The sequence below is a fragment of the Flavobacterium endophyticum genome (genome assembly GCF_003634455.1).
GTDB lineage: Bacteria > Bacteroidota > Bacteroidia > Flavobacteriales > Flavobacteriaceae > Flavobacterium > Flavobacterium endophyticum.
This window is the reverse complement of record NZ_RBLC01000002.1, coordinates 356,417-373,303: the sequence shown is the minus strand read 5'-3', so window position 1 is coordinate 373,303 and position 16,887 is coordinate 356,417. Positions and strand designations below refer to the sequence as shown.

9 protein-coding genes are annotated in these 16,887 nt (G+C 42.3%); 2 read left to right on the top strand and 7 right to left on the bottom strand.

From position 1 onward, the window contains the following. Position 1: 1 nt before the first annotated feature. The 4 genes from CLV94_RS11275 to CLV94_RS11260 form a co-directional block, all read right to left on the bottom strand. Positions 2-1,558: a hypothetical protein gene (locus CLV94_RS11275; RefSeq protein ID WP_121376583.1), complete on the bottom strand. Its 1,557-nt coding sequence runs from the start codon at positions 1,556-1,558 to the stop codon at positions 2-4. Between the two features lie 12 nt (positions 1,559-1,570). Then, the gene (locus CLV94_RS11270) at positions 1,571-3,046 is read right to left on the bottom strand and encodes a RagB/SusD family nutrient uptake outer membrane protein (protein ID WP_121376582.1); all 1,476 of its coding nucleotides are present in this window, start codon (positions 3,044-3,046) and stop codon (positions 1,571-1,573) included. A 12-nt stretch (positions 3,047-3,058) separates the two neighbouring features. Further along, the gene (locus CLV94_RS11265) at positions 3,059-6,124 is read right to left on the bottom strand and encodes a SusC/RagA family TonB-linked outer membrane protein (protein WP_121376581.1); all 3,066 of its coding nucleotides are present in this window, start codon (positions 6,122-6,124) and stop codon (positions 3,059-3,061) included. A 251-nt stretch (positions 6,125-6,375) separates the two neighbouring features. Then, positions 6,376-9,177 (bottom strand): helix-turn-helix and ligand-binding sensor domain-containing protein, encoded by a 2,802-nt coding sequence (locus CLV94_RS11260; protein ID WP_317125115.1) that lies wholly within the window; start codon positions 9,175-9,177, stop codon positions 6,376-6,378. Positions 9,178-9,314: 137 nt separating this feature from the next. Between CLV94_RS11260 and CLV94_RS11255 the strand changes: the two genes are divergently transcribed. Further along, positions 9,315-9,746, top strand: coding sequence for a hypothetical protein (locus CLV94_RS11255; protein ID WP_147406621.1), 432 nt, complete (start codon positions 9,315-9,317; stop codon positions 9,744-9,746). 439 nt (positions 9,747-10,185) lie between these two features. Here the strand turns inward: CLV94_RS11255 and CLV94_RS11250 are convergent, their stop codons facing one another. After that, positions 10,186-10,461, bottom strand: coding sequence for an ATP-dependent Clp protease adaptor ClpS (locus CLV94_RS11250; protein ID WP_121376579.1), 276 nt, complete (start codon positions 10,459-10,461; stop codon positions 10,186-10,188). A gap of 15 nt (positions 10,462-10,476) precedes the next feature. Then, entirely contained in the window at positions 10,477-11,310 is an 834-nt protein-coding gene (prmA, locus tag CLV94_RS11245; RefSeq protein ID WP_121376578.1) for a 50S ribosomal protein L11 methyltransferase, read from the bottom strand. An 89-nt stretch (positions 11,311-11,399) separates the two neighbouring features. Here prmA and CLV94_RS11240 point away from each other — a divergent pair, with 89 nt between their 5' ends. Further along, positions 11,400-12,617 carry a porin gene (locus tag CLV94_RS11240; protein ID WP_121376577.1) on the top strand — a complete coding sequence of 406 codons (1,218 nt, stop codon included), beginning with the start codon at positions 11,400-11,402 and terminating at the stop codon, positions 12,615-12,617. A gap of 158 nt (positions 12,618-12,775) precedes the next feature. On the opposite strand, the gene CLV94_RS11235 is transcribed toward CLV94_RS11240, so the two are convergent. Further along, complete coding sequence (locus CLV94_RS11235; RefSeq protein ID WP_121376576.1) at positions 12,776-16,723, bottom strand: choice-of-anchor I family protein; 3,948 nt, start codon at positions 16,721-16,723, stop codon at positions 12,776-12,778. Between the last annotated feature and the right edge of the window lie 164 nt (positions 16,724-16,887).

Genomic DNA, 16,887 nt, shown 5'->3' with positions numbered 1-16,887 from the left:
TTTAATTTGAAAGTTTGACGTCATCGAAATAGTAGCTTGCTCCGGTTCCGTTGGTTCCGAAATCAAAGAAGAGGACTACGTTCTGATACGCATTGTTGTTGTTTATTCCTGTAAAGTCATAAGTCAGTTCTTCCCATCCGTTAGCAACGGTAGTGGTTACCGAGATTTCTCTGTTGATACCTGTATTGGCTGAATTTTCTAGTTTTAGAAGTACTGGTATTCCGGCTTGCGGCGACCATACTTTGATTTTGATCTTATGATACACAGAGAAGTCGATCGGTTCGGTAAGCGTGATAGCAGTTCCTGCCCAAACTTCTGAACCGGCGTTCTTTACGACTCTGGCTACATTGGCTGTCGTATTGATTCCTGTTGCATCAGGATTGGCTATTTTTGAAGCAAATGCGCCTCCAAAGTCACCAAAGCCGTAATTGATGGTTGTGGATTCGAATGTCAGCGGCAAGGTTTTAGGCTCGTCGCCATTGGTCAGGTAGATATCGTCGAAATAGTACGTAGCACCGTTTCCTGGATTTCCGAAGTCGAAGAAAAGAACGACTTTTGAATAGGATTGTGATAAGTTGGCTCCTGAGAAATCATACGTAAGGTATTGCCATGCATTAGCGACCGTTGTTGTCTGGTCTACTTCGGCATTTATTCCGGCATCGGTAAGGTTTTCAAGTTTCAGCTTTACGACAGCTCCGATTTGCGGCGACCATACCTTGATTCTGATTTTGTTTAAGGTCGAAAAGTCAATCGGACTGTCAAGAACCATGATGGTTCCGCCCCAAGTTTCGGCTCCGTTGTTTTTTACCAATCTTCCTACTTTTGAACTTAGGTTGATTCCAGAAATATCAGGATTATTAACCTTACTTGTGCTTACATTTCCGAAATCGGAAAACGAATAGTTTAATGCTGCATTTTCGAAAGTCAGCGGCATCAAGATTGGGTTAGAGATTACGACGTTTTGAGTATAGGTGGTCGTTGCCGCACCTCCGCTATACGCTACAACTGTTACGACATACGTTCCAGTGTTGGCGTAGGTATGCGCGACAGGAGTGCCACCTTGCATAAATGGTATCGGTTCTTGCGCCGGATCTTCTCCAAACGTCACTTCAAAGAATGTTTCGAAGTCTGCCGAAGCGGTCACGTTGATAGAGAAAGAATCTCCAACAACAGGACTGATTGTTACAGCCAAGTTTTCTGGAGCCCTGAAAGCAACAGTCAGCGGAAGCACGACTTCGCTAGTCAATCCGTTGATTGCGGTGGCTACAATTTTTACATCGTATTGGCCTTCGGCGTAGATGTGCTCTACGGTTCTTCCAACGGCTACTTCTGCAGGTTCTGCCGTAGCATCGCCAAAATAGACGTCGTATTTTACTAGGCCTTCGCCTCTAGGGGCTATTGTTACCCGACCAGAGTTGTCTTGCGTGATGGTAAACAATGCAGACAGGTTGGAAGGAGCAGGGGCATTCGTAACCGAATCAAGGCTTGTATCGTCGCTGGAACATCCTATGAGGAAAGCCAGCAGGAATAAGCTGATTATTGATTGTATTTTTTTCATATATCTTAAATTTTAATATCCAGGGTTTTGTTGCCAATTTCCAGCTGAAAACTGAATTTCTTCAATCGGAATAGGGAATAGTTCGTTTTTATCAGCAGTAAAGCCGTCGATTTCAATAGCTGCTCTTCCAGTTCGTACCAAGTCAAAGAAACGGTGTCCTTCTCCTAGAAGTTCTCTTCTTCTTTCTTCCCAGATCAAAGAGGTAAGCGTAGCTCCAGTTCCATTGATGTCGTGGTTGGTATCTCCAAAAGCGCGTCTTCTTACTTGGTTTAGGTAGAATCTTGCTTTGGTGTCATCGATACCGCCTCTGTTGAAGGCTTCGGCAGCCATCAATAATACGTCTGCATAACGGATCGCCCTGTAGTTATTTGGGTTCGTCAAGTTCAAGTCACCTGCTGCGTTCGCGCTTCTTGTTCTTGGAATGTATTTTTTGTTGAAAAAGCCAGTATGCTTGTAGCCTACGCCATAGGTAGCGCCAGTTGCTGTAGCCCAAGCCGCGATATCTAGGATGGCAACATCTTTTCTAAGATCGCCTGCTTCGTAGATGTCTACTGCTTCTTGAGTCGGAACGTTAAAGCTGTATCCTGAAGAAAATCTTGGTCCAGAATAGTTTCTAGGTCCGTTGAATCCTACGGCAACGTTTCCTTCGCTGCATTGAAGACATCCGAATCCAGCACCTTCGATATCGGTGTATTGTACTTCAAGTACTGATTCTACGCCGTTTTCTTCAGCAACTTCAAAAAGAGTGTCGTAATTTGTAACTAATGAATAGCCTCCCGTTACGGTAATCAGGTTTTCTAAGGTCTGTGCCGCCAAGTCAAATTTGTCTTGGTATAGGTATACTTTTCCAAGCAATGCTTGCGCTGCGCCTTTGGTAACGCGTCCTACTTGTGGAGCGTTAGGACTTAAGTCGGCAATAGCTAAGATCAAATCATTTTCGATAGATGCGTATACTTCTGCTTTAGAAGATCTAGGAATCGTTTTTTCGTCGCCTAATTTGAATCGGGCATCTTGTTTCATCGGAATACCGCCGAACCATTTTACTAATTCAAACTGGAAATAGGCTCTCAAGAAACGCGCTTCGGCAATGATTTGTGGTTTGTTAGCGAAATTGGTCTTGTCTTTGAACTCCATGATGTAGCTGGCTCTGTTGACTCCGGCAAACATCCAGTCCCAAACGTTTTTTACGTTGGCGTTTACCGGAGTGTGGATCATTTCGTCTACTTGCTGGAATCCGATAACGTCGTTGGCGCTTTCTCCGCCCGAAAGCGTATTGTCTGAAGCGATTTCGCCTAACAATACGTTGACATAGGTAGATTGCAGGATATCATAGGCAGCGACCAAGGCATTATAGTACTCTTGTTCGTTGTTAAAGTAATTGTCTGCTCCGATCGAATAAGGAACTTCCCTATCGATGAAATCGTCTCCGCAGGAAACGGTTGTCAAGAGCGTCAGTGCCATGAAGGCTGTGATTATATTCTTTTTCATTTTTGTCTTGAATTAAAAATTAACATTTACGCCAAACATATAGGTTCTCGGAATCGGATAGAATCCGTTATCCACACCGCCGCCAATAGGATTTCCATTGGATGCTCCTGGGTCATAGCCTTTATATTTTGTGAAAGTGTAAAGATTGTTTACTCCTGTGTAGATTCTCACTTTGGTGATTCCTGCTTTTTCTGTGAAAGAAGGGTTTAGCGTATAGCCTAATTGTACGTTTTGTATTCTTAGGTACGAAGCATCTTCTACGAAATAATCTGAGAATATGTTGTTGGCCGTAGCTGCTGTCGTAACTCTAGGAACGCTGTTGGAAGTACCTTCGCCTGTCCATCTGCCTAACATGTAGTTGGATCTGTTAACGTCGTTTTGAGTTCTTTCATAGGCTCTTACCATGTCGTTTCCGATAGAAGCGAAGGCATAGGCTGTGAAATCAAATCCTTTGTAGTTTAGGTTGATGTTCAATCCCATGGTTACATCTGGAATAGGACTTCCAATGTCAGTTCTGTCGCTAGTATCGATTTTGTTGTCTCCGTTGACATCAACAAAGCGCAGGTCGCCTGGTTTTGCTTCAGCACCTAAAGCGGATTGCGAAGGATGTGCATCGACTTCGGCTTGGTTTTGGAAAATTCCGTTGGTTTTGTATCCGAAGAAATAGCCCATTTCATGTCCGACCTGCATTCTAGAAGTAATCGTGCTTGTTCCGAATAAACCGCCTTCGATAAATCCGGTACCGTTATTGACTTCGATCACTTCGTTTTTCAATGTCGTAACATTATAGTTTACGTTGAAAGAAAAATTGTCAGACAGTTGTTCTTTATAGTTGATGGCAAATTCAAATCCTTTGTTTCTAACGCTTCCTGCATTAACGACTGGCGAAGAGCCTCCAGGAGCCGCAATTCCAGTGATGGCACTGATCGGAACGTCTACGATCAAAAGATCTTTTCGGGTATCGATAAAATAATCGGTAGCGATTTCGACTTTGTCGTTAAACAGTCTGAAATCCAAACCTACGTCGAACTTTTTAGCTTCTTCCCATTTTACATCTGGGTTGGCTAATAATCCGATTGCATTTCCATTGACAAGCTGTCCGTTAAAGATATAGGTAGCTTCACCTCCTAGCAAGGAGATATAGGCATTTGATTTAATTTGGTCGTTTCCAAGGCTTCCGTAGCTTCCTCTTAATTTTAGGAAATTGATGAATTTAGATTCTCCAAAGAAACTTTCGTCTGATATCACCCATCCTGCTGTGAAAGAAGGGAAGTAGGCCACGCGGTTGGAAGGTCCGAATTTAGTTGACATATCGCGTCTGATCATGGCAGACAACAGGTATCTTCCTTTATAATCGTACTGCAATCTTCCGAAATGTGACAATCTTCTTTCATCATAGGCGTAGGATCCTGCTGCTTTTCGGTCTACATATCCTGTAGTTAATGAAATGTCGGCAAATTCCCATGAGTTGTTCGGAACGTCAAAACCAGTTGCATTCAGTCCGTTGCCATATTCTTTGAATACGGTCGTACCTGCTGTTACTGCAAAGTTGTGGTCTTCTGCCAGCGTTTTTTTATAGGTCGCAAACAAGTCGAACGTGTAGCTGTTGTCGTTGATGGCGTTTTGGTCTACGCTGCTTCTCGGATTGTTGAATACTTTTCCTTCGCCGTAATAAACCAGCTTGTTAAACGTTTTTCCTTCGCTGTTAGAGGTTTCAAAACCAATACGTCCGGTTACTGTCAAGTCTTTGATGACGTCATATTCTAACGCAAAGGAACCGCTTAATCGCTTAAGGTTATAGGTGTTGAAGGTGTTGGCAATCTGCTCTAGCGGGTTGATGATTTCAAAACCGATGTTGCTACCTGGAGTATTCACATCACCGCTTGGCAAAACGGTATAGTTTCCGTTTTGGTCATAAGGTTTGAATATAGAAGGCGTATTGATGGCATTAAACAATACCGATCCTAAAGCATTTTCGTTAAAAGTCCTTGAGCTTGTGTATAAATACATCACGTTTGCTTTGGCTCTTAATTTCTCTGTCAAGTCAGCATTTAAGTTCAAACGTGCCGTATTTCTCAAGAAATTTGATTTATAGCCGCCAATGATACCGCCTTGGTCTAAATGTGATCCGCTGATGGTATAGGTCACTTTATCCGAACCGCCGCTTGCAGAAAGGTCATGGCTTACGATCGGCACGCCGGTATCGAAAACCTCGTCCTGCCAGTCGGTTCCTTTGCCTAGTCCGGCTACATTTGGGAACGGAAGCGCATTTCCTGCATTAGCATAGCTTTCGTTCAATAACAGCGCATATTCCGTAGCATTTAGCAACGGTAGCTTTCTGCTTGTTTCTTGCGAACCAATATATGTATTATAGGAAATTCTTGTTTTTGAGTTTTTCTTTCCTGTTTTTGTCGTAATCAAGATCACACCGTTGGCACCAATGGTTCCGTAGATAGCCGCTTGCGCATCTTTTAATACGGTAAGGCTTTCGATATCATTCGGATTCAGCAATCCTATATCTTTTATGATATTGCCGTCTACTATAAAGGTAGGCCTGTTTTCACCGTTGGTAGCGATACCTCTGATTCTTACGTCAAGATTACCGCCTGGTCTACCAGACTGAGTCGTTACATTGACTCCAGAAACGGTTCCTTGCAGCGCCTGCTCGATTTTTATAGGACGCAGCTGTTCTAGATTCTTGCTGCTTACGATCCCTACGGCTCCGGTTACTTCTCTTTTGGTTTGGCTTCCGTATCCGATCACTACAACTTCTTCTAGCGATTCGGCATCAGGACTCAATCCTATAGAGATGGTTTCGTTCTTAGTTACCTTAAATTCATAATTAGAGAATCCAACGTAACTAAATACTAAAGTAGCACCCGATGGAACGCCTGAGATCTTAAAATTTCCATCTAGATCTGCTATTGTTTGTAATGTTCCGTTTTTTACGGAAACAGTCGCTCCAGGCAATGGCAGGCCTGTTTGAGCTTCAGTTACTTTACCGCCAATTTCATATTCCTGCGCATAGCAGAAAGAAGAAATCAGGATGAAAGCAATGAGGAAAAAGTTTGACTTCATATAATTTGTTTTTTGTGATATCTAAAATTAGAAGTCTTGTTTGAGAATATGAGAAATACAACCACAACAAAAAATATACAATTCAAAAAAAATTGGCTTAAATTTTATTATTCATAAAAAAAGCGAGCATTAACAGTAATTTAAGAGATTTTTAAAGTTTTGCTAACACTCTCTAAGTAAGCTTAAGAAATCCAATTACAACGTTGTTGTTGTGGTGTTGTATAGGTAGATTTGCTTAATGTTGTGGTTTGTCATATCGAAAGTATGTACTCGACAAGGCCTTCTTCGTGGGATAAATCCATTTTTTTACGCAAACGATATCGTTTTATCTCTACACTTCGTACAGAAATGTTAAGCAGGGGAGCAATTTCTTTGGAAGAAAGATTCAATCGCAAATAGGCGCAAAGCCTTAAGTCATTAGGTGTTAACGACGGATGCAGATTTTTTACTTTTTTAAGAAAATCCTTGTCAGCATTGTTAAAAGCGTCCTTGAAGATATTCCACGTGTCTTCTTCGCTGATATTCTTGTTGATGGTGGTGATGACCGACTTGATGTTTCTGTTTCCTTCTTCAGAATTTTTCTTCAAATCTTCTTTGATCATGCTCAAGAGCTCGTTCTTTTTGATAAGGCTCATGGTCGATGCCGCCAGCTCGCGGTTCTTGCTTTCAAAATCTTGTTCCAGCTGCTGGTTTTTGATTTTCATCAGTTCCTGTTCTGTTTCCAGTTCTTTGATTTCAAGTAGACGGTTGTTTTCTTCAATCAGCTTTTCTTTTTGCTGGTGGTAGTAATTTTTATAAGCCCTGTTGATGAAATACGCCATCACCAAGAAAATGATGATGTAGATGATAACTGCCATCGTCGTTCGGTACCAAGGCTTTAGGATCGTAAACGTATAGGAAATCGTATTTTCTGAAAGCGCGTTTCCGATTTTAGCACGAACCTTGAAGGTATAGTCGCCTGGCGGAAGGTTCTTAAAGTTTACGGTAGGCTTGTTGCTCCATTCGCTCCAGGTTTCTTGATAATTTTCAAGAAGGTATTGGTATTCCGCATTGATGTATTTGTTGAATTCCGGAACCGTATACGAAAAAGTAATGTTGTTGTCGGCAAACTTAAAATCAGAATGCCCCGCGATTGCTGCATAGCGAAGGCTCTCATTGGATTTGTTGACTGAAATGCTCGACATCGAAATCTTGTACTTGTTGAATTTAAGATCGTCGATGTTGATGGTATAATAACCGTCCGTTGTTCCAATCAAGTAGATGGAATTGGATATCTGCGTAATATTTTCATACCCCAGCATCGAATTGGTAAGCGAAGACGGAATCGGGATGATATTGTGCTTCAGCTGCGAGCTTAATTTTCCATACGAGAAATAATTGATGTAGTTTTTGGTAAAAAACCATAGCCTGTTTGAGTTATCGACCATCAGCTTTCCCGATGTATAGCTGTCTTTCTCAAAAACGCGGCTTAATGTCGTATCCTTTTCAAACTGCTTGGTCTTTGGGTCTAGCTTAAAGATACCGTATTTATAAGAATAATAGATGCTGCCGTTGAATTTTGTGAGTCCGGCATTTTTCCCTTTTGTCGGATATTTATACGTGATGAACCTGTCTGTCTTTCGCAAGTCGGAATCCAGCTGAAAGCGGAAAACGCCTTTGTATTCATGGCTTACGTAGACTTCTAAGTTCTTTGTAATCTCAAAGTATTTCGAAGAATAGTCGAAACCAGAGATTTTATTACGGAAAGCCCATTGCCCATTTTTATTTTCTAAAACCGAAACGCCATAATAATTGCCTTGCAATAACAAATCTTCTCGGCCGGGAACAGTTTCGAATTTCCAGGTTCCTGAAATAGTAAAAAGAGAACTGACGGTATTGCCGTTGACAATAAACGTACCCGAATCATGGCCGCAGAACAGTGTTCCTTTGTGCGAATACAATGTCCAGACCTGTCCTTTGGTGCCGTTTATGAACTTGAAGTCTTCAGGCGATTCGTAGGTTTTATAAAACAATCCTTGGTTAGTACCCACGAACAATTTGCCGTCATGGAGAATCGATGTATAAACGGTACCCAGAATTCCAGTATCGTCCGAAAAAGAACGTACGGGAGAATTTAGGTTGATGCAGTTGATGCCGTTATCAAGGCCGATCCAAAGGTTTTTATCATAATCTTCAAAAATCGACAAGGCCGTGTTGTTGCTCAAGCCTTTGTTTTGGGTAATATGATAGAGCATCTTTCCTTCTTTGGAAATGATAAAGATGCCGTTAGAAACGCTGCCTAGAGCAAAACTGCCGTCAGATAAAATCTGGCTGCTATAGATACTGCTCGCGGATAAGTCCGCGTCTGCTTCTGTATGCCATTTGACCGGCGTGTTGTTGAAGAAGGTATAAAAGCCGTTGAATTGTGTCTGCAACAACAATCCGCCGTTTCTTGAAAAGATATTTACGATTTTGTTCTTTAGGATGATAGGATCGTTAGAAATCAGCTTGCCTTCGCCGTTTTCAATCTCAAACAGCCCTTCGGTATAGGTTTGGTAATAAATAGCATCGTTGGCCTTAAAAGCCCTTGAGATAGCGCCTTTTGGGGTAATGATTTTGAATTTTGAGGTCTTGGTATCGTATAAAAAAATCTGGTTCAGCGATTGAAAGATGACCCATTGATCGTAATCGATGATGTTCCAGATCTGCTCGTCGTCCAACATCTTGTCAATAATAGGCTTGCTCAGCGACGTATATTTCAAAAGACCGTCCTTTTGTCTTTTCCAATAGCCGAACTCCATATAACAGCCCGTATAGATCCTGTCGTTGATGAATTTTGCCGAACGGATGATGGTTTCGTTTGGCGAGGGATAGAGCTTCCAGTCGGCCCCGTTAAATTCTAAAAGCCCTTCATTGTTAGCAAAATAAACAAACTGGCTGTTGTCTTGGGTAATCATCCAGTTTTGGTTGCCGGCTCCATAACTGTTGGAACCGTATTTTAGGATAGGAGGCAGTTCTTGCGAAAATCCTAAAAAACAGCAAAATAGCAATAGTATGAGTATTTTTTTAGACAAGGTCGGGTAGGGATTAGGTTCTTAAGTGCTACGAATATACGATTTGAAATGAAAACTTTGCAAGGCAGATTTCAATGTATTGCGGGTTTATCACAATTTTTACGCTATTTTTTAGTTATAATCCCAAAGAATATACTATGAGAAAGATTAAAATTTTGATGGGTGTGCTGGCTATGGCAAGCTTATCATTGGCTTCTTGTAGTTCTAGCGATGATGAGTTTGAAAGAACCATTGTCGGCAAATGGAACTACAACAAGACTATCGTCACAGCTCAAGGAGGCACTCCGGTAGACCAAAGCTACACGGGTCATGAAAACGGCTGTGAAAAAGACCATGTAGAATTTGTTGAAGGCGGTGTTTTTAGGAATGTGCTGCTAAACAAAGACCAAAACAACAACTGCGTGGAAGATGCCACCCAATCGAATTGGACAAAGAATGGCGCAACGCTTACGATAGGTGCCGATACCTATCAGGTGACCAAGCTGAACGGCTCAGAATTGCGGTATGAAAATACGGTCAATCTCGAAGGCGTTCCTGTTAAGGTAGTTAAAGTCTTTACAAAAAACTAAAAAACTGGATAACGAGCTTGAGATTTGGCCGTTCTAGTTATGCATTAAAAAACCTGAAGTCGTACTTCAGGTTTTTTTTGTGCGCTTTTATGCGGTGTAGCTATACTATGAGTAAGCTTGTAAGCGTACCAAGTTGCTAGGCAAGGCTATGCTAGAAGCAAGGCAAAGTATACCTATATGTTGGGCAAAGTCATCCAAGGGGTAGATCAAAGTATGCCTACGTAGTGAGCCAGATTATCCTAGGGGCAGGGCAAAGTATGCCTAAATATAGATCAAGGTTATCCATGAGGTAAAGCAAAGTATACTTAGGTAGAGAGCAAGGTCTTGTTAGATACAAGTCAAGGAATTTCAAGAAAATGCTAAAGCAAGTTTCATGATAAGTTGCCATAATTCGATTTTGCTGTCCAAATAAAAAGGCTCCCATTGGGAGCCTTTCTTTTTAAACTATTTCTGCGCTTAATCCAGCTTCTAGCAGCTGGGTACATTGCGGCTTCAGTTCGTCCAATGAACCCGTTTTCACGGTACACTTTCCTTTATAATGAACAATGATAGAACATTGCTCGGCTTGCTCGGAAGTATGATTGCAGACCCGTATCAAGGTTTCGATAACATGGTCAAAAGTATTCACATCGTCATTATAAAGAATAATTTCATTGTTTAAGGAAGTCAGTTCTTCGACTAAGACTTCTTCTTGAATTTTTTCTTTAGTGCTCATAATCAAAAATTTAATCTAATTTACATATTTCAAGGCGACCCAATTGTTTTTTTGATGTTTTTTAACATAGGTCAGCCCTTTCTCAGTGCAGGAAGCATCGATTACCGGGATGTCTTCTTCATAAAAACCGCTCAAGAATAATGTGCCACCCGGATTCAGGCAATCTACATATTGCTGCATGTCGTCTAGCAAGATGTTTCGGTTGATATTCGCGATGATTACATCATAGCTTTTGCCCGCCAGCAATGCCGCATCGCCTTCATAAACGGTAATATGGCTGCAGTTGTTGCGTTCAGCGTTTTCAATCGAATTCAGGTAGCACCAGTTGTCGATATCGATAGCATCGATTGGTTGAGCGCCTTTCATTTCAGCCAATATTGCCAAGATAGCGGTACCGCAGCCCATGTCCAACGTTTTCTTTCCTGCTACATCCGTTTCCAAAAGATGCTGGATCATCATGTGCGTCGTTTCGTGATGGCCGGTTCCGAAAGACATTTTCGGCTCGATCACGATATCGTATTTTGCATCGGTCTTTTCATGAAAAGGAGCTCTTACATGGCAGATTCCGTCAACGTCGATGGCTTCAAAGTTCTTTTCCCATTCCTCATTCCAGTTCACCTGCTCGATTTCTTCTACCGTATAGCTCACGGTAAATTCAGGCGAGGTCAATATAAAAATATCCTCTAAGACATCCTCAGTCCAAAGTACCTTTTGAATGTAGGCCGTAACTCCAAATTCAGTTTCGATGAAGCTTTCAAAAGGTTTTTCGCCTAATTCGGCCACAAGAATTTCTGAGCCCAGCTCTTTTGGTTCTACTTTAAAATGATATCCCAGGTAGGTATTTGCCATAACATTAATTTTTTGCAAAGGTAATATTCTCATAACATACGCTAGGTAAAATTAATATTAAGTTTGCATCAAATTAACACAACGCCATTATGAAGAAAATCTTAACGCTGGCATCGCTATTTGTAATTAGCGTTTCTACTGCTCAGGACATTAAGGTTACTACCAAAGATAACGATTTAAAATTATCTGCGCTGCCGTACTACAGCTACGGTAAAGGCTTGGGGCTGACATCTCCTGATAGTCTTTTTCAGCTGAACATCCGTTTCAGGATGCAGAATAGGGTCACGTATATTGAGAATGAAGGGGAAGAATCGGCTTATGACGGACAGATTCGAAGATTGCGTCTGCGTTTTGACGGATATGTAGGAGATCCTAGGTTTTTATATGCCATCCAGCTTTCTTTCGCTCCTGGCGATGTGGGCGAGATCGAAGAAGGAGAGAACCTCAACATCATCCGTGATGCGGTGGTGTTTTACCGACCGAATAAAAACTGGAACTTTAGCTTCGGACAGACAAAATTGCCAGGGAACCGCCAGAGGGTCAACTCTTCGGGAGGTCTGCAGCTGACAGATAGGACCATTAATAATGCCAAGTTTACGGTAGACCGTGATTTTGGTTTCCAAGCGCATTACCTCCACGAAAACCTAGAAAAGTTTTCTTATAACATCAAGACGGCAGTTTCGACCGGCGAAGGACGAAACTGGACAAAGAGCAACGACAACGGCGTGGCCTTGACCGGAAAGCTGGAGCTGTTTCCTTTTGGTTCTTTTAAAAAGGACGGAACTTCTTTTGAGGGCGATATTGCCAGAGAAGCAACACCAAAATTAATGCTATCGGGTGCTTTCCAGCAAAATAACCATGCAAGAAGAACGCAAGGACAGTTGGGAGAAGATTTGTTTGAGCAAAAAACAATGAAATCGGTACTGCTCGATGCCATGCTAAAATACAACGGCTGGGCATTTATGTCGGCCTATATGTCTAGGGCTTGTGACAACCCGATTACGGTAAATCCAGAAGATGCTACCGATATACAGTATGTCTTTACCGGAAGCGGAATGGACTATCAATTGAGCTACCTTTTTCCTTCAAATTATGAAATCATCGGAAGGTTCTCCACACAAAAAGTCAATGAAGACATTCAAGAATTAGCACCGGATACCAAACAGTACAGCATAGGCGTTACCAAATACATCTGGGAGCATGCCTTCAAGCTTCAGGGAGAGCTTACGCTTGACGATTTGAATTACTTTGACGGAAGCTCTAAGCAGAATTGGTATTTGAGATTTCAAGTAGAAATAGGGATTTAAGAGGTTGTTTGTTGCCCGTTTTAAATTTCCCATAGAGGCTTTATCGTTTGATAAGGCCTTTTTTATTGCCTTATGTCAACCTCAGCCAATCTGATGATAGCAAAAAAAACCAGTTTCAGAACGAAACTGGTTTTTTGTAAAGGGAAGAAAGAAGGGGATTATTTGACCACGAGCTTTTTCGTGATTCCTTCAGCGGTCTTAACCAGGTAGATTCCGGTTGCCATTGAAGAAGTGTCGATGGTCAAGGCTTGTTTGGCTGTATGGATTAGTTTTCCGGTATAGTCGAAAACTTCGATATCGGCTATTCTGTTGAAGTACACGATTCCGTCAACCGCCGGGTTCGGGAACAATACGAACGTTTTAGGCTCGTTTTCAAAACCTGGAGTCGAAAGATTTTCAGTATTTACTTCAAACAACGTCAAAGTACCGCTGATTTCATTGGCTACTACAATATAATCTTTATTCGTCGGGCTGTCTGCCGCTTTGATATAGGTGATTCCTTCTGGACCATGATCACCAGCATAAGCAGAAACGCTACGGCTATTTTTGTAATCTACAAATTTCACGTCGTTCGGGTTAGTCACATCATAGACCATAACGCCACCGACTCTTTCTAGGCTGATAAAAGCAAATGTTTTGCCTGCAATTTCAGCAAGCGTAACACCTTCAGGTTCTGGACCCTTAGCGCGGCTTCTTACTTTGATTCCGTTATCCTCGTGATCTGCATTAAAGATCGGATTGATAGACGGTGTCATGGCTGTGTACATTTCAAAATCGTCACCGCTGTCAAACACTAACTGTTTTGTATCGGTATTGAAGATAGAGAACGAACGTCCGCCAAGCGCATAAATCTGTTCTTTTTCAGCGTCAGCATCAGTATTTCCTGAGAAAGCAGAAACTCTGAATCTTCCGGCATTGTAGCTTTGTTTTAGCATAGAAGCATTTGGATACGCAATAGCGTCTAATCCGTAGTTGTTATCTCCAATCGTAATTCTTTCTACAAAACCAGTATATTCTTTTTCATCGCCTTCGTTAGCCGTTACGATAAAATTAGTACCGCCTGCAGTATAATTGGCAATTCCGTCAGGCTGGTAGAATGATTTTATAGGCCAGTTGGCAATCAAGATCTGTCCGTTGTTGTCTGAGATATCCGCTCCGTTACCTACAACGCTCATGTCTTTTGTGCCTAAAGCCCAAAGAGCCGTGTACGTATTGTTGGTCAAGTTGATTTCTGCAATGGCGTTGTTTTCCTGCAAAGCAACCCACGCTTTTTGAGAATCAGCGCTGATCGTGATGTATTCTGGCTCAAAATCTTGAGACATTGTGCTTGTCGATTTCAATTTTCTAACGCCGCTGGCAATAAGTGCCGTTTCTTGGGTGTTGTACTGCGTGAACAACATAGTCGTTACGTTCGCTTGCGTAAGAGAAGCAATGCCTCCCGAAATATCAATTACGCTTACAGAACCTTCTGGATCGACAGTATAGTCTGCGTTTGGCTGTCCTTCGTTAGCAGTCAATACTTTAGTGCCGTCTGGCGTAAATGTAATCATGTCTGGAAGAGCACCAACGGTAACTTGCTTTTGGAACACACCGTTAGTAGTGAAGAATACCACAGAACCGTTCAATGCTTCGTTTGCATTTGGAGAAGCCACGGCAACAATTCCGTTTTTAACCGCAACACTTGTCACGCCGCCATAAGGATTCATGTCAATCGACTGTACTACAGATAAGGCAGCAGGATTCGAGAAGTCTACGATGTCAAGAAAACCAGCAATAGCGCTTGTCGTGAATAAACGTTGTGAAACTGGGTCGTGTACTACGATTTCACACGTACTGTTGTTTGCTCCTGACGGATCAAAGCTTCCGATATAGTTCAATTGAATATCGTTGTTCGGAACTTTAGCCATCCTATCGTTGTCTTTGATATAGATCGTAGCCATAGGATTTCCTGTAATCGAATAGCCTACAGGATTTTCTAAGCTCAATACGAAATATTCCGCTTGTTGCTCTAAAGCCGTATCGTCGATAATCGGAATCTGTATCGTTTGTGTCAATGCGCTTGCAGAAGTGAAGTTCAGCGTGCGTGTAGCAAATGTAAAGTCATTCGAGTCAGCAGTGTTGAATGAAGCCGGTTTTAAGACCAAGTCTACAGAACCTGTAGCTGCAGCCGCAAGATTGACAACAAAATTCAAAGTACCTGCATCTTCATTAACCGTTACAAAGTTAGAAGCCAAAGACAAGGTCGCATTAAAGCTGAAGTTGTAAGTATAAGGACAAGCCATAGTCGATCCGGCAGCATCTTGGATGTTGCTGATGACCAAAGCATAGTTTGTAGCAGGGGCAAAAGGAGTAGAGAAAGTCAAAGTAGCTACATTGTTCGCTACCGTAACAGAGGCTAAGTTGGCTACGCCAGTATAATTAGCAACATTCGAAGCCGAAGCTGTATTTAAGTTGGCATTGAACGTAATCTGAATTGTAGTGTTGTTCAATACCGAAGCGCTTTGTACTTGCAATGAACTTGGGAAGTTCCAAGTTGGCCATGTTTGAGGAGCTGTTCCGCCTGCAACACCCGTCCAGTTGGCAGGGTTTAGGATAGCCGCTTTTAAGACAGCAGGTGTTCCTGTTTGTACGCCGCTATAAAAAGCATTGACTGTATTTCCAGCATCGTTTCCAGGAGCTGTAGACGTGTTTAGCGCGCTAGTTCCGACAACCAATCCCGCTGGAAGTATTGAGATGCTGCCGCCGCAAGCCGTGTTTGCAGTTGCCCATCCGTTAGAGCTTAAAGCCGTAATATAGTTTGGAGCGGTATTCGTTCCAGAGTAAACGATTACTTGGTCGCCGCTTGAGCTTAGTCCGAAGCCAGAGCCTGTAACGGTTCCTTTGTTGGCAATCAAGGCAGAAGTCTGGATTCTGACAACAGAACCTGCAGGGATACATTCGTTAGCGCCAACCGTCCATACAATTCCGTTCGGACATTGTGCTGGCGTGTTAGTCGTATATTTTGAATCGGTAAACGTCAAGAAAGTACCCGGAAGGATATCTACAAACGTTACAAAAGCTACTTCGTCTTCTGTTCCAGAAGCGTTCATTCTATAGGCTACAAAAGCCAAATCTCCCGCTTGAAATTGTGTCTGTACCGCAATGGTAGTAAACGTGCTTGAAGTGGCAGCAGTAACCGCATTACCGCTCAAGTCTTCCACCGTATTTGGAAGCAAGGCTACATAATAGACTTGGTTGTTGGCTAAATTTGAAGTTGGATTGATTGTAATTGTATTTCCCGAAATCGTCGCGTCAAACGGAACCACAGCTCCTGTCGCGTTGTTTAGGCGTAATGTTACCAAAGCATCTACATTCGTATTGTCAATAGCGGCATCGTTAGCCAATCGTACAGCTTCGTTGAAAGTAATAGTAATATCTGCAGCTACCGCAATGTTGGTGCTAGAATTAGCAGGAGCATATACCACAGTCGGTGCAGTAGTGTCGCCACCGCCCGCAGAAGTTCCTTCTACAGTGAAGTTGTCAAAACGATTGTTTCCTACCGTTCCGCCAGCTCCGACTTCGAATTCTACTTTTAATTTAAAATTTGGATTGTTGTCTGTGGCAGCAATGGCACTAAAATCTAAGGTTTCTAATGCAGGATTGCCGTTGTTTGGTGCGATTGTCGTAAAAGGAACAAAAGTAGTTCCGTCTACAGAATACGACCATTTTTGGTTTCCGGCTCCTGAGCCCGAACGGCGTGAAGCAAATTTAACGATCACGTTTTCAAAACCAGTCGTAGGCAATGCAAATTGCAAAGCACCACCGATAGGGTCGTTAAAACGTAAGTGCGTTCCAGGACCATCGCCATTTCTGGCATTCAGGTTTTGCAAATCAAAAGCCTGTCCGGTTCCTCCGGCAAAGTCGATAACGCTGATTCCTCCAGCAATAGCAGTCAGCGAAGCTCCAGTGACAAGTGTCGATGTAGGAGTCGTGATAGCGGCTTCGGAAGCATTGTTGTTGAAATTCCAATAATGGATGAGGGTCTGCCCATAAGAAAATTGGGCCACAAAAAAGAGGATGAGCAACAGTAGTGCTTTCTCGATTTTTGAAGCGTAGTTGTGTGACATAAAGTATTTAGGTTGATTAATTCCCGCAAAAGTCACAAAGAGTTATTAACCAGCCATTACTGCCAGATAAACGAAAGTTTAAGAGAAGCTTTCCAAATGTTTTATAAACGTTAAGCCATAACGATGGCTTAATATAGGCATAATAAAAAAGCCCAGAATACAAG

Excerpts from the sequence above, each read along its gene's own strand:
- CLV94_RS11275 (WP_121376583.1), bottom strand. The coding sequence starts at position 1,558 with ATGAAAAAAATACAATCAATAATCAGCTTATTCCTGCTGGCTTTCCTC.
- CLV94_RS11270 (WP_121376582.1), bottom strand. The coding sequence starts at position 3,046 with ATGAAAAAGAATATAATCACAGCCTTCATGGCACTGACGCTCTTGACA.
- CLV94_RS11265 (WP_121376581.1), bottom strand. The coding sequence starts at position 6,124 with ATGAAGTCAAACTTTTTCCTCATTGCTTTCATCCTGATTTCTTCTTTC.
- CLV94_RS11255 (WP_147406621.1), top strand. The coding sequence starts at position 9,315 with ATGAGAAAGATTAAAATTTTGATGGGTGTGCTGGCTATGGCAAGCTTA.
- CLV94_RS11250 (WP_121376579.1), bottom strand. The coding sequence starts at position 10,461 with ATGAGCACTAAAGAAAAAATTCAAGAAGAAGTCTTAGTCGAAGAACTG.
- prmA (WP_121376578.1), bottom strand. The coding sequence starts at position 11,310 with ATGGCAAATACCTACCTGGGATATCATTTTAAAGTAGAACCAAAAGAG.
- CLV94_RS11240 (WP_121376577.1), top strand. The coding sequence starts at position 11,400 with ATGAAGAAAATCTTAACGCTGGCATCGCTATTTGTAATTAGCGTTTCT.
- CLV94_RS11235 (WP_121376576.1), bottom strand. The coding sequence starts at position 16,723 with ATGTCACACAACTACGCTTCAAAAATCGAGAAAGCACTACTGTTGCTC.